The 14,004-nt window shown below is 33.0% G+C and carries 11 protein-coding genes; 9 read left to right on the top strand and 2 right to left on the bottom strand.

Features of this window, described 5'->3' with window-relative positions; genetic code table 11:
- The first annotated feature begins 9 nt into the window (after window positions 1–9).
- Complete coding sequence (gene purU / locus FLV_RS12965) at window positions 10–864, top strand: formyltetrahydrofolate deformylase (protein ID WP_243234446.1); 855 nt, start codon at window positions 10–12, stop codon at window positions 862–864.
- Between the two features lie 65 nt (window positions 865–929).
- Here the strand turns inward: purU and FLV_RS12960 are convergent, their stop codons facing one another.
- Window positions 930–2,099: a proline dehydrogenase family protein gene (locus tag FLV_RS12960; RefSeq protein WP_243234445.1), complete on the bottom strand. Its 1,170-nt coding sequence runs from the start codon at window positions 2,097–2,099 to the stop codon at window positions 930–932.
- Window positions 2,100–2,402: 303 nt separating this feature from the next.
- Between FLV_RS12960 and aroB the strand changes: the two genes are divergently transcribed.
- The 5 genes from aroB to recQ all read left to right on the top strand — a co-directional run bounded on the left by aroB (window position 2,403) and on the right by recQ (window position 8,879).
- Window positions 2,403–3,470 carry a 3-dehydroquinate synthase gene (aroB, locus tag FLV_RS12955; protein ID WP_243234558.1) on the top strand — a complete coding sequence of 356 codons (1,068 nt, stop codon included), beginning with the start codon at window positions 2,403–2,405 and terminating at the stop codon, window positions 3,468–3,470.
- Window positions 3,471–3,766: 296 nt separating this feature from the next.
- On the top strand, window positions 3,767–5,170 hold the full coding sequence (locus FLV_RS12950; RefSeq protein WP_243234444.1) for an arginine decarboxylase: 1,404 nt from the start codon (window positions 3,767–3,769) through the stop codon (window positions 5,168–5,170).
- Window positions 5,171–5,275: 105 nt separating this feature from the next.
- Window positions 5,276–6,244 (top strand): deoxyhypusine synthase family protein, encoded by a 969-nt coding sequence (locus tag FLV_RS12945; protein ID WP_243234443.1) that lies wholly within the window; start codon window positions 5,276–5,278, stop codon window positions 6,242–6,244.
- Window positions 6,245–6,251: 7 nt separating this feature from the next.
- A complete protein-coding gene (locus FLV_RS12940) occupies window positions 6,252–6,662 on the top strand; it encodes a DNA primase (protein WP_243234442.1) in 411 nt (136 codons plus the stop codon).
- Between the two features lie 105 nt (window positions 6,663–6,767).
- Window positions 6,768–8,879: a DNA helicase RecQ gene (recQ, locus tag FLV_RS12935; RefSeq protein WP_243234441.1), complete on the top strand. Its 2,112-nt coding sequence runs from the start codon at window positions 6,768–6,770 to the stop codon at window positions 8,877–8,879.
- A 94-nt stretch (window positions 8,880–8,973) separates the two neighbouring features.
- Here recQ and lon read toward each other — a convergent pair whose 3' ends face one another.
- The gene (lon, locus tag FLV_RS12930; RefSeq protein WP_243234440.1) at window positions 8,974–11,427 is read right to left on the bottom strand and encodes an endopeptidase La; all 2,454 of its coding nucleotides are present in this window, start codon (window positions 11,425–11,427) and stop codon (window positions 8,974–8,976) included.
- 285 nt (window positions 11,428–11,712) lie between these two features.
- On the opposite strand from lon, the gene FLV_RS12925 reads away from it, so the two are divergent.
- From FLV_RS12925 to FLV_RS12915, 3 genes are read left to right on the top strand one after another with little or no spacing between them, the layout of a single operon-like run.
- Window positions 11,713–12,270 (top strand): RNA polymerase sigma factor, encoded by a 558-nt coding sequence (locus tag FLV_RS12925; RefSeq protein WP_243234439.1) that lies wholly within the window; start codon window positions 11,713–11,715, stop codon window positions 12,268–12,270.
- On the top strand, window positions 12,267–12,803 hold the full coding sequence (locus tag FLV_RS12920; protein WP_243234438.1) for an anti-sigma factor: 537 nt from the start codon (window positions 12,267–12,269) through the stop codon (window positions 12,801–12,803). Before FLV_RS12925 ends, FLV_RS12920 begins: the two co-directional genes overlap by 4 nt.
- Window positions 12,787–13,848 carry a hypothetical protein gene (locus FLV_RS12915; RefSeq protein WP_243234435.1) on the top strand — a complete coding sequence of 354 codons (1,062 nt, stop codon included), beginning with the start codon at window positions 12,787–12,789 and terminating at the stop codon, window positions 13,846–13,848. The genes FLV_RS12920 and FLV_RS12915 overlap by 17 nt, the downstream gene beginning before the upstream one ends.
- The last annotated feature ends 156 nt before the right edge of the window (window positions 13,849–14,004 follow it).

Raw genomic sequence — 14,004 nt, 5'->3', positions numbered from 1 at the left:
TAAATTATAATGCAAAAAATCACCATTCTGATTCACTGCAAAGACCAAAAAGGAATTATTGCCGCAGTGACTGCTTTTATCGCTAAAGTTGAAGGAAACATTACTTATATCGATCAGCATGTTGATACAGAACAAAATGTATTTTTTATGCGACTGGAATGTGAATTAACCAATCATCACATTACAATTGAAAACCTAAAAGACGATTTTAACCAAACCATTGCTACTGATTTTGATATGTCCTGGGATTTATACAATCAGGAGCAGAAACCTAAAATGGCTTTGTTTGTATCTAAATACGATCATTGTTTGTTTGATATTTTAGGAAGATACAGTGCTGGTGAATTGAATGTTGAAATTCCGGTAATTATCAGTAATCACAATGACTTACGTTCTATTGCAGAACGTTTCGATATTCCGTTTCATTGCGTTCCTTTTACCAAAGACAATAAAGAAGAAGGTGAAGCCAAACAGATTGAGCTTTTAAATAAATATGAAATCAATTTTATCGTCCTGGCTCGCTATATGCAAATTATAACTCCAGGTCTGATTTCGCTTTACGAAAATAAAATTATCAATATTCATCATTCTTTTTTACCTGCTTTTCCGGGTGCAAAACCTTATCATTCGGCTTTTAAAAGAGGAGTGAAAATTATTGGCGCAACCAGTCATTATGTTACGGAAGAATTAGACGAAGGACCAATTATTGAACAGGATATTGCACGTGTTTCTCATATTCATTCTGTTGAGGACTTTATCATGAAAGGCCGCGATCTGGAACGAATTGTTTTGGCAAGAGCCATAAAATTGCATGCCGAACGCAAAACAATGGTTTACAGTAATAAAACAGTTGTTTTTTCTTAAATTCGATTCTAAAAAAATTAAAGGCAGTTCAAACAAACTGCCTTTTTTACTTATTATTCATAAAATTATTTTCCCTTCCTTCTTTTACGCTCTGCCTTAATCATAGAGAGTTCGCGACTAGTTTGACCGGCAACAGAAGTATTTTCTTCAGCACGGCGAATCAGGTACGGCATCACATCTTTCACAGGACCAAAAGGCAAATATTTAGCAACATTATAACCGTTTTCGGCTAAGTTGTAACTGATATTGTCGCTCATGCCGTATAATTGTCCAAACCAGATTCTGTTATCATTTTTGGCAATTCCATTTAGCTCCATCAATTCCATCAGTCTATATGAACTCAATTCGTTATGAGTTCCCGCAAAAATTGACATGGTTTCAAGATGCTCTAACATATATAGTACTGCTGCATCATAATTTACATCTGTTGCTTCTTTAGAAACACAAATCGGAGAAACATAGTTTTTCTCTTCTGCCCGTTTGTTTTCTTTTTCCATGTAGGCGCCACGTACCAGTTTCATTCCGATAAAAAAGCCTTCTTTTTTAGCTTTTTCATGCAGCTTTTTCAAATAATCCAAACGATCCCAACGATACATTTGCAAAGTATTAAAAACAATTGCTTTTTCTTTATTATATTTTTGCATCATTTCGGTTACCAAATCATCAGCCGCATCCTGCATCCAGCTTTCCTCTCCATCAATAAGCAAGGCTACATCTTTCTTGTATGCTTCACTGCAAACCTTATCGAAACGAGTTACAACCCTGTCCCACTCTGCTTGCTCTGCAGTAGTTAAAACTTGGTTTTCACCTAATTTCTCATACAACTCAAATCGTCCTAAACCAGTTGGCTTGAAAACTGCAAACGGAATCGCCAAACGTTCTTTGGCAAATTCAATTGTTCTTAAAGTCATTTCTAAAGCGGCATCAAACTGCTCTTCCTCTTCTTTACCTTCAACAGAATAATCCAAAACAGACGAAACGCCTTTTGTAAACATTTTATCTACAACAGTAAGACAATCATCTTCATTTACACCACCACAAAAATGGTCGAAAACAGTAGCACGTATAAGTCCTTCTACAGGAAGATGTGCTTTAATAGCAAAATTGGTAACAGCAGTCCCTATCCTCACCAAGGGTTCACTGTCAATCATTTTAAAAAGAAAATAAGCTCTGTCAAGTTCTGTATCGCTTTTTAACGAAAAGGCAACCTGAGTATTGTCGAATATTTTTTCCATTAAATTTAGTTTTTGGACAAAGATAAAGAGTGTTTTGAATATTATTTAACAAAAGAAGGATATTTTTAAAAATTCATAACATTATTACAGCAATACAAAATCAGTCAAAGGAATTCTCAGTCTGAAAATTATTAAAAGAAGAAATTCTCAACTTAAAAAAAAATGAAAATTGTTAAAAAATCAAACCTAAGAATTTATTTTTAATCATTATAAAAACTCATTTTTAAAACAAATTAGAACCGTTATTTGAATATTATTTAGTTAAAAATGCCTTATTTTGCCGATTCAATTAACCGAAGAATTATGCAGTCTATTCAAGCAAATAATTATCTAGTACATTTTAACCAAAATGCATACGAAGCTTTAAACAATCATTTAAAAGAAACCAAATACTCTAATGTTTTTATCATTGTCGATGATAAAACCAATGAATATTGTTTGCCTAAATTTTTGCCTTTACTGGAAACCGATTTAACTCTTGAAATTATAGAATTTGAATCAGGCGAAGCCAATAAAAATATTGAGACCTGTATTCAAATCTGGAATGTTCTTACTGAATTAGGTGCCGACAGAAAATCATTAGTCATAAATCTTGGAGGTGGTGTCGTTACCGATTTAGGAGGTTTCGTTGCTTCTACATTCAAACGTGGTGTAGATTTTATTAACATCCCAACCACCTTATTATCAATGGTCGATGCATCTGTAGGAGGAAAAACAGGTGTTGATTTAGGAAATCTCAAAAACCAGATTGGCGTAATTAATGTACCACAAATGGTTTTAATTGACACACAATACCTTGAAACTTTGCCACAAAGCGAAATGCGTTCCGGACTTGCAGAAATGTTAAAACACGGTTTAATTTATGATGCTTCTTATTGGAAACAGTTTTTAGACTTACAATCAATTGATTATGCCGATTTTGATGAATTGATTTATCGTTCTGTGGAAATCAAAAATGAAATTGTAATACAGGATCCAACAGAAAAAAACATTCGTAAAGCATTAAACTTTGGACATACCTTAGGACATGCCATCGAAAGTTACTTTTTAGAAAGCGAACACAAAACGACCTTGCTGCATGGAGAAGCAATTGCTGTGGGTATGATTCTTGAAAGTTATATTTCTTTACACAAAAACCTTATTTCAGCAGAAGAATTTACAGAAATCAAATCAGCAATTAAAGGCATTTATGATGATGTGGAATTTGAAGAAAATGACATCGACCCGATATTAGAATTGCTTGTTCACGACAAAAAAAACGAGTATGGTTTAATTCAATTTGCCCTTATTGAAGGTATCGGAAAGATCAAAATCAATCAATCTGTTGAAAATAAATTAATTCTGAATGCGTTTCAGGATTATAAGTCTTAAACTTTTTTTAAGGAAAAGCGTTGCATTAGGTATATATTATTTTTTACATTTGCCACAATGAAAACAAACAGCAAACAAAGACATTTCAGCTCTTACAGAAACCGCCTCAATAGTTCTTTATTAAGGATGCTGAACCGTTTTTACAATAGCAGAAGTCCGTTTTGTTTTGACGTTTTTTTATGTTCAAAGGCAGAGCATGAAAAACTGGAAATTATCTTTGCCAATATCAGGGTTTGAATTTAAGATTTAGAGACGTTTACTAAATTTAAAAATACATTCTAAATATTGAAAGCTAAATGAATACAAAATATTCTGACCTAATCAATCAAACCTATTATTTCCCTCAGGAGGAGTTCAAACTGAACAAAGACAACTTATTATTTCACAATATAGATTTGATGAAATTGGTTGAACAATACGGCACACCATTAAAATTCACCTATTTACCACAGATTTCTGAAAACATCAATAAGGCAAAAGCCTGGTTCAGAAAATCAATGGAAAAAAATAAATACGAAGCAAAATATTATTATTGTTATTGCACAAAAAGCTCTCATTTTGAATACATCATGAATGAGGCTTTCAAAAATAATATCCATGTTGAAACTTCATCTGCTTTTGACATTAATATTGTGGAGAATTTACTTGAAAACGGTAAAATCAACAAAAGTACTTATGTCATTTGTAATGGCTTCAAAAGAGACGAATACATTACCAATATTGCAAGATTAATTAATAATGGACATAAAAACACGATTCCTATTATTGATAATTACGAAGAATTGGATTTGCTTCAGGCAGAAATTAAAGGAAAATTCAAAATAGGAATCCGTATTGCTGCGGAGGAAGAACCTAAATTTGAGTTTTATACTTCAAGGTTAGGTATTGGTTATAAAAACATTGTATCTTTTTACAAAAAACAAATTCAGGAAAATGATAAATTAGAGCTTAAAATGCTTCACTTTTTCATTAATACCGGAATTAACGATACGGCATATTACTGGAATGAACTTGTAAAATGTATCAAAGTATATATTGCACTTAAAAAAGAATGCCCTACTCTGGATGGACTTAACATCGGAGGCGGATTCCCTATTAAAAACTCATTGGCTTTCGAATACGATTACCAATATATGATTGATGAAATTATCAATCAGATTAAAATTGCCTGTGACGAAGCTGAAGTTGATGTACCAAACATTTTTACAGAATTCGGTTCTTTCACAGTAGGCGAAAGCGGTGGTGCTATCTATCAGATTTTATATCAAAAGCAACAAAATGACAGAGAAAAATGGAACATGATTGACTCGTCTTTCATTACCACTTTACCTGATACCTGGGCCATAAACAAGCGTTTTATTATGCTGGCGGTAAACCGCTGGAATGATACTTATGAGCGGGTTTTATTAGGAGGACTAACTTGTGATAGTGATGATTATTACAACTCAGAACAAAACATGAATGCAATTTATTTACCTAAATACAATAAAGAAAAACCATTATACATTGGTTTCTTTAACACGGGAGCGTATCAGGAAACGATTGGAGGTTACGGAGGTTTGCATCACTGTTTGATTCCACAGCCAAAACACATTTTGATAGATCGTGACGAAAACGGAATTTTAGCAACCGAAGTTTTCTCAGAACAACAAACTTCTGACGATGTTTTAAAGATTTTAGGTTACACTAAAAAAGCATAAAAAAAATCGGCAAATTAAAAATTGGTAATTATAAAATTATTAATTTGCAGTATACCCAAAAGGTTAAACTTTTAATTCAAAAAAAAAAACAAAAAAACAAAAAAAATGAAAGGACCAATCAGTCAGTTTATTGAAAAACATTATTTGCACTTTAACTCTGCTGCTCTGGTTGATGCTGCAAAAGCATACGAACAACAATTAGCAAATGGATCTAAAATGTTGGTAAGTATGGCTGGCGCAATGAGTACAGCAGAAATTGGTAAAATTTTTGCCGAAATAATCAGACAGGACAAAGTTCAGATTATTTCATGTACCGGAGCTAACTTAGAAGAAGACATCATGAACTTAGTAGCACACTCTCATTATGAAAGAGTGCCAAACTATCGTGATTTAACACCGGAAGACGAATGGGCTTTACTTGAAAGAGGACTAAATCGTGTTACTGACACCTGTATTCCTGAACATGAAGCTTTCCGACGTTTGCAAAAACACATTTACAAAATCTGGAAAGATGCAGATGACAAGGGAGAACGTTATTTTCCACATGAATTCATGTACAAAATGTTGTTGTCAGGCGTTTTGGAAGAGTATTACGAAATTGATTTAAAAGACAGCTGGATGTATGCAGCTGCTGAGAAAAACTTACCAATTATTGTTCCGGGATGGGAAGACAGTACAATGGGTAATATTTTCGCATCATACGTAATCAAAGGAGAATTAAAAGCTTCTACCATGAAATCCGGTATTGAATACATGACATTCCTTGCTGACTGGTACACCAAAAACAGTCAAAACGGAATTGGGTTCTTTCAAATTGGTGGTGGTATTGCTGGAGATTTCCCTATTTGTGTGGTACCAATGTTGTACCAGGATATGGAAATGCATGACGTTCCGTTTTGGAGTTATTTCTGCCAGATTTCTGACTCGACAACCAGTTATGGATCCTATTCAGGAGCAGTTCCAAATGAAAAAATTACTTGGGGTAAATTAGACATTAACACCCCTAAATTTATTATTGAGTCGGATGCTACAATTGTTGCTCCGCTAATTTTTGCTTATTTATTAGATTTATAGTATATTTATGAAAAGAGTTATAGTAGACTACGCCAAACTAACGAACGAAATTTTAAACCTTTTGGTAGAAAAATTTCCTGACGGTTATGATGATTCGGATGTTATTCGTTTCAGAAATGCTAAAAACGAATTAGTCGAAGCTGTTGAAGTTCGTACTGAAGACACTATTTATTTAGTAAAAATTAGTACTAAACTTGCAGACAGAATCGAAAATTATGATGAAGATGACGATATCGATCTTGATGTTGACACAATCGAACCTGTAAAAGGAATTGATCTTGATGACGATAGTGATGATGATGATGACGAGGATGATAATCAAGACAAACCTGATACAGACGGCGGAGATGAAGAGGATGATGACAGAGATCCGGATGATATTGCAGACGAAGATGATGATGAAGACGATGAAGATTAATTCATCTCTTTCAAAATAAATTAAAGGAACTCAATTCGGGTTCCTTTTTTTCATTTATAAGAAAAATATTATTTTTATTATATCTTTGAAAAAAATATATGCCAAATGAATTCAGAAATATTACATGCCAGACTAAAAGAAAATTTTGGTTTTGAAAAATTCAGACCTAATCAGGAAAATATAATAAATACGATACTTTCTGGTCAGGATACGCTTGCCATTATGCCAACCGGAGGAGGAAAATCAATATGCTTTCAATTACCCGCTTTGGTTTTACCCGGAATTACAATTGTTATTTCTCCTTTAATTGCCCTGATGAAAGATCAGGTCGACAGTTTAAAAACCAACGGAATTTCAGCCTGTTACATTAATAGCAGCCAATCCAGTGAGGAACAGCAATTTTATATTGATAATTTAAAATCGAATACTTTTAAACTGGTCTATATAGCTCCGGAGAGTTTGTCTTATCTGGATATAGTATTTAACGAATTAACAATCAGTCTGATTGCCATTGATGAGGCGCATTGTATTTCATCATGGGGACATGATTTTCGTCCGGCTTATACCAATTTAGGGTATTTAAAAAACCGCTTCCCTTCTACTCCAATTCTCGCTTTGACCGCTACCGCAGATAAAGCAACCCGCACCGATATTACAAAACAATTAAATTTAAAAAACTCCAAAACTTTTATTGCTTCTTTCGATAGGAAAAATTTAAGCCTTGAAGTTCGTCCGGCACTTGACCGGGTGAAACAAATAATTGATTTTGTAGAAAACAAACCAAATGAATCCGGTATTATTTATTGCCTGAGTAGAAAAACAACGGAAGAATTAGCTGAGAAACTTAAAAAAAGCGGCATCACAGCAAAAGCATATCACGCCGGTTTAGACAATAAAATTCGTGCAAAAACACAGGATGAATTTATAAATGATGATTGTCAGGTAGTTTGTGCCACTATTGCTTTTGGAATGGGGATTGACAAATCGAATGTTCGTTGGGTGATTCATTATAATTTACCAAAAAACATAGAAGGTTATTATCAGGAAATTGGTCGTGCCGGCCGGGATGGATTACCAGCAGAAACTGTTTTGTTCGAAAGTTATGCCGATGTAATTCAGCTTCAGAAATTTGCCTCCGAAGGTTTGAACTCTGATGTACAGCTGGCAAAATTAGACCGGATGAAACAATACGCCGATGCATTGAGCTGCAGAAGAAAAATTTTACTCTCTTATTTTGGCGAATTGGTAACCGAAAATTGTGGTAACTGTGATATTTGCAAAAATCCGCCAACATTTTTTGACGGAACAATTTTGGCACAAAAAGCATTGTCAGCTATAACAAGACTACAGGAATCTGAGCCTTTAGCTGTAATTGTTGATTTTTTAAGAGGTTCAAAAAATGCTTACATCTACGAAAAAAAATATCAGGAATTAAAAACCTACGGAATTGGAGCAGACATATCCTGGTACGACTGGAATCAATACCTCATTCAGTTAATTAATCTGGGATATTGTGAAATTGCCTTTCATCAGCATAATAAAATTTTACTGACGCCTTTTGCAAAAAAAGTGCTGTTTGAAGGTGAAAAAGTAAAATTGACAACCGTGGTTAAAAAAGTAATTGACAAAAACGAAATTAAAGAGACCAAAACAAAAACAGTAAAAAACTCTCTTTTTGAAACGCTACGAAAATTACGTTACGAAATTGCCCAGAAAGACGAGATTCCGGCTTATGTCATTTTTAGTGATGCCGCATTGAGACAAATGGAAACTTTACGCCCCATTAGTGACGAAGAATTTCTTGCCATTGACGGAGTTGGAAAAGCAAAACTAGAAAAATACGGTTCTGAATTTATAAATACCATTATAGAATTTCAAAAGAATAAAAAAACAAATACAAAGCCTAAAAAAGAAAGCAATACCTATAAAGCAACTTTAGAATTATTTCAAAACGGAGCTAGTGTTGAAGAAATTGCCGAGACAAGAAACTTAGGGATTTCAACTATAATTTCACATTTGGCAAAATTATATCTGGATGGAATTGATATTGACACAAGCCAATTTATTTCTGACAAAGAAGTTGAGCAATTACAAAAAGCCAAAATTGAACTTGAAAATCCAAACGCCTTAAAACCTTATTTTGAACATTTTGAAGAAAAAATGGGTTACGAAAAAATTAGATTTGGCCTTGCTGTCCTGGAGAAAAACAATCAATAAAAATTAAAATAAACAATAAAAAAATTCCAAATTCCAAACTGAATGATCAGATTGGAATTTGGAATTTATATTTTTAGAATTTAAAATTTGAAATTTATTTTAAAGTTTTAGCATTCTTTACATTCTGATCTGTCAAAGCCAGAGCCAGAACTTCACTCATTTCTTTCACATAATGAAAAGTCAGGCCATCTAAATATTCTGCTTTAATTTCATCAATATCAGATTTATTTTCGTGACACAAGATAATTTCTTTAATGCCTGCTCTTTTTGCTGCTAAGATTTTTTCTTTAATTCCGCCAACCGGTAAAACTTTTCCACGAAGGGTAATTTCTCCCGTCATGGCTAAACTTTTCTTCACTTTCTTTTGGGTCAACAAAGAAACCAAAGAAGTTAACATTGCAATACCCGCACTTGGTCCGTCTTTTGGTGTTGCTCCTTCCGGAACATGCAGGTGAATGTTGTATTTTTGAAATAAGGCTGAATCGAGCCCAAGCTTTTTAACATTCGCTTTAATATATTCTAAAGCAATTGTAGCCGATTCTTTCATTACTGTACCAAGATTACCTGTAATGCTCAAGGCTCCTTTTCCTTCAGAAATCAAAGATTCTATAAACAAAATATCACCACCAACACTTGTCCAGGCAAGACCTGTAACCACTCCGGCTATATCATTGTTTTCATATTTATCACGTTCTAATCTTGGCACACCTAAAACAGTTACAATATCTTCGTCAGTAACTTTTTTATTGTACTCTTCTTCCATCGCAACTGCTTTTGCAGCGTTACGAATTACCTGAGCAATTTTTGTTTCTAAGTTACGAACACCAGACTCACGTGTATAACCCTCAACAATTTTCTCCAATTGTTTTTTTCCAATTGTCAAATCTTTAGCCGTTAATCCGTGCGCTTCTAATTGTTTTGGAAAAAGGTGTCGTTTTGCAATTTCTACCTTTTCTTCAATTGTATAACCTGACATTTTGATTACTTCCATCCTGTCACGCAAAGCTGGCTGAATAGCAGCCATATTATTTGAAGTTGCAATAAACATTACCTTCGACAAGTCATAACCCATTTCAAGGAAATTATCATAAAAAGCGCTGTTTTGCTCCGGATCTAAAACTTCTAATAAGGCAGAAGACGGATCACCGCTGTTTCCGTTTGACAATTTATCGATTTCATCCAGAATAAAAACAGGATTTGAAGTTCCGGCTTTTTTTAAACTCTGAATGATTCGCCCAGGCATTGCACCGATATAGGTTTTTCTGTGTCCTCGAATTTCAGCCTCATCACGTAAACCTCCTAACGAAATACGAACGTATTCACGGCCTAAAGCTTCTGCAACAGAACGTCCAATAGAAGTTTTACCAACTCCAGGAGGCCCTGTTAAACAGATAATTGGTGATTTCATATCATTTCGCAATTTTAAAACTGCCAAATGCTCAATCATTCTTTTCTTAACTTCTTCAAGTCCAAAATGATCTTTATCTAATACTTTCTGAGCAAATTTTAAATCAAATTTATCTTTAGAATATTCGCCCCAGGGCAATTCCAAAAACAACTCTAAATAGTTACGCTGAATTCCAAAATCAGGCGACTGCGGATTCATACGGCGCATTTTTGACAATTCTTTTTCGAAATGTTTCTGCGTTTTTTCGTCCCATTTTTTGGTTTTCGCTTTCTGCCCCATTTCGTCCATTTCTTCTTCCTGCGAAACGCCTCCCAGTTCTTCCTGAATGGTTTTCATTTGCTGGTGAAGGAAATATTCACGCTGTTGCTGATCTAAATCAAAACGCACTTTTGACTGGATATCATTCTTCAGTTCTAATTTCTGAAGCTCGATATTCATATAACGAAGCGTCTCCAACGCACGTTCTTTCAATCCGTTTATCGATAGAAGTCCTTGTTTTTCTTTTACAGATAAATTCATATTTGAAGAAACAAAATTGATTAAAAACGATTGGCTTTCAATGTTTTTAATCGCAAAAGTAGCTTCAGATGGAATGTTTGGACTTTCCTTGATAATCTGAATAGCCAATTCTTTTACAGATTCTAAAATAGCTGTAAACTCAGTATCATCTTCTGTTGGACGTTCTTCCGAAACTTCTTTAATTGTTGCAGTCAGATATGGTTCTTCTGTAACAACTTCATCAATTTCAAAGCGTTTTTTTCCTTGTAGAATAACAGTTACATTTCCGTCTGGCATTTTTAAAACGCGCAGGATTCTCGCAACAGTACCAATTTTGTGAATATCATCTTTTGACGGATCTTCGTCTTCTTCATTAATCTGAGAAACTACACCAATAATTTTCCCACCGGCATTGGCATCGTTAATTAATTTGATTGATTTATCTCGTCCTGCAGAAATTGGAATTACAACCCCAGGAAATAAAACCGTATTTCTTAAAGGTAAAATTGGAAGTGAAACAGGAAGTTCTTCATTGTTCATTTCCTCCTCATCTTCCGGAGTTAATAATGGAATTAATTCTGCTTCTGAATCAAATTCCTGAAGTGACAGATTGTCAATAGTAAGTATTTTATGATTTGACATAATAATATATAAGTCGTTTTGTCATTAAAAGTTTAGTCCTGATCTCAAACACAAGCTAAAAAACATCATTTTTGAATAAAAACATGCTGAAAATTGCCTTTGAAAATCAGGTCATAAAAATAGACAATCATTATGCCAAAAACAAAGACATTACAGTTGAAATTTTATTTTAAAAACTACTTTACACAAGATTTACGGGCATTCTAAAAAAATTACAATTAATTTTATCAAAACTGTAACAAACCTAAATAAGCAGAGTCCTTATAAGAAACCAGCAATCATTAATTGAACACAATCAATCAAAATATCGAAGAGTTAATCAAACTTTGTAAAGAGAATAATCAAAAAGCACAATTCGAAATTTACAATCGTTACTGTAAGGCAATGTATAATGTGGCTTACAGAATTGTAAAAGACGAACATTTTGCACAAGACGTCATGCAGGAAGGCTTTTTGAGAGCTTTTACCAAAATTAACGATTATAAACAGGAAGTTGCATTTGGAGCCTGGCTTAAAAAAATCATTGTGAATTACAGTATTGATTTTTATAAAAAAAACAATGCTTTTCAGATGGAAGACCTGAACAAAACACTTTACAAAATGGAAGAAAATGATACTTTTTTTTCTGAAAATATCGATTTGAATTCGCTTAAAGTAAAACAGGTTTTGGATTCCATTTCGGCTTTAAAAGATAATTACCGAATGGTGTTGACGCTCTTTTATATTGAAGGCTATGATCAGGAAGAAATTAGCGAAATCTTAAACATCAGTTATGCGAACTGCAGAACCACATTAAGCAGAGCTAAAGAAAGTTTGCGAAAAAAATTAGAAGAAGATATATGAAAAAGAAAAATGACAACTTAGACGAGTTATTTAAAAAATTTGAAAATCAATGGGATGTTCAGGAAATGAATACAAACCATCAATTAGATTTCTTAAATAAACTGAACCAAAAACAGCCAAAGAAAAAAAAATATGCTGTTTGGTCCATTGCTGCTTCAATAGTGATATTATTAGGTGTATCGGTTTTTTACAACAATAATGAAAAGCCTAAGGAATTCAAATTTACATCAAAAGAAACCAAACAAACCGATTCTATTTTCAGCATTTTAATTGAAAATGAACTGGTTAAACTGAAAGAAAAAAGTTCTCCGGAAAATGAGCAAATCATAAACGATGCCTTAAAACAAATGAAAGTTTTTGATGCAGATTATGAAAAAATCATAAAAGAAGTTCAAAAAAACGGCGAAAACAAACAAATTATTTACGCCATGATCAGCAACCTGCAAACCCGAATATCTTTTTTACAAACGGTTTTACAGCGCATTGAAGAAAATGAAAAATTAAAAAATACCACACATGAAGAAATACTATAACATACTGATATTATTTACTTTAATTCCTTTTTTAGGTTTTTCAAATGATGATACTTTTATTTCAAAACAAAAAAGCATCAAAAAAACCTATATCGTTAATTCGAATGCAGGAATCGATATTGACAACAAATACGGAAACATAACCGTATCGACATGGGATGAAGATAAAATCGATCTGGACATTACCATAAGAGTTACAGGCGGAAACGAAAATTGGGTAAATGAAAAACTTAACAGCATAGATGTTGATATTACTGCCCTTAAATCGATGGTTACAGCGATCACTAAAATTGGAAGCTCTACTTTAAAAGGAAAAGGAAGCAGTAACAGCTTTGAAATTAATTATGTAATTAAAATCCCTAAAAACGGAACTGTAAAACTAAATAATAAATACGGTAATATCACTGCTCTCGCTTTAGAATCAACTACTGATATTTCCTGCAAATACGGAAAAATTATTCTTGGAAAATTAAATGGGCCAAACAATCGTATTCAGATTGAATATTGCCAAAACTCTGCTATTGATTACATTAAAAACGGAATTATTCAGGCGCATTATTCTGGTTTAAAAATAAATGATTCCGGAAATTTAATTCTAGATACAAACTACACCGATTTAGTTATTTCTGATGGTCAAACGGTTAAATATGACTGTAATTACGGAAATTTTAAATTTCAAAAAATTAATTCCCTTTCAGGATCCGGTAATTACCTTACAATCAATGTTGCCGAAATTTCAAATAATATAAATATTGATGCCAATTACAGCAAAATAAATGTTGGAATGATTACAGAAAAAGCCAATAATGTCAATATCAATTCCGGTTATTCTGATGTTTATCTTGGTTATGATACCAATTATACATTTGATTTTAATATAAATACCAAATACGGAAATATAAAAAAAGACAATTCTTTAGATGTTTCATCAACCGAAAACAAATCTACTTCAAAAAAAATAAGTGGCTATTACAAGAAAAAAGGCCAAAATAAAGTTACTGTAAATTCGAATTACGGAAATGTCAGCTTAATCAAAAAACAATAATATTTTAGAACAGTTTCTCAATCATTAAAACACCGGTATTAGTATTGGTGTTTTTTTTTATTCATATAAACTCATAAAGACATTTTAGTTTTTTCAGGAACCGTACCGCTTTTGTCATTCCTTTAAAAATTACTATTTTTGCACTCTAAATTTTAT

It is taken from the genome of Flavobacterium pectinovorum (assembly GCF_022802975.1).
Classification (GTDB): domain Bacteria; phylum Bacteroidota; class Bacteroidia; order Flavobacteriales; family Flavobacteriaceae; genus Flavobacterium; species Flavobacterium pectinovorum_B.
Note: the sequence above shows the minus strand (reverse complement) of the source record. Positions and strands in the feature narration are given on the sequence as shown.